The 531-nt window shown below is 43.1% G+C and carries 1 pseudogene; it reads left to right on the top strand.

Going from position 1 to position 531, the window contains the following annotated elements:
- A pseudogene (locus tag HMJ38_RS25130) lies at window positions 1-384 on the top strand (transposase); the annotation flags it as partial.
- Between the last annotated feature and the right edge of the window lie 147 nt (window positions 385-531).

Here is a 531-nt window from a genome sequence, read left to right as displayed (position 1 = left end):
ACAAGACTTAAGCTCTCCGTGGCCAAACACAGGAGATTTTTCGGCCCTGTAAACCAGCTTGGGGCGGACAGGATTTATGCCACAAACAAAAACCGGAGTTTCTGTACTGCCAACAGGATTTTCACCTGTTTCCCCAAAAAAGGCCCCAAAAAACATGAGAGGGCAGAAAAAATACTCAGCTCCGAAATATCCAAACAGAGGGCTACAGTAATGGAGGGTGTGTTCGGTACAAACAAAGAGTTCTACGGACTGAGGAAAATCAGGGTAAAAGGAGACAAGAGAGAGAAGTTTGCGATATTTTTCGGGATAATGGCAGCCAATGCTGTCAAGATAGCCAAAAGAAGAGCTGAAAGGGAAAGCCCACCGCAACAAAACGTTGCCTAAAAACACAATCGGAGACATCTTCATGGGATAAGTCTGTCCAAACCATATACGACCCGCTTATTCCATATGTGTGAAAGAAAAAATTGTACTTTCCCGTACCAAAATTGACTTCAAAATCATCCGGAAACCAAAGAGAAAAAGAAAGTA

Origin of the sequence: Aquiflexum lacus, from assembly GCF_015476655.1 — a bacterium.
Classification (GTDB): domain Bacteria; phylum Bacteroidota; class Bacteroidia; order Cytophagales; family Cyclobacteriaceae; genus Aquiflexum; species Aquiflexum lacus.
The sequence above is the reverse complement of the archived record's forward strand: the minus strand, read 5'-3'. Positions and strand labels throughout refer to the sequence as shown.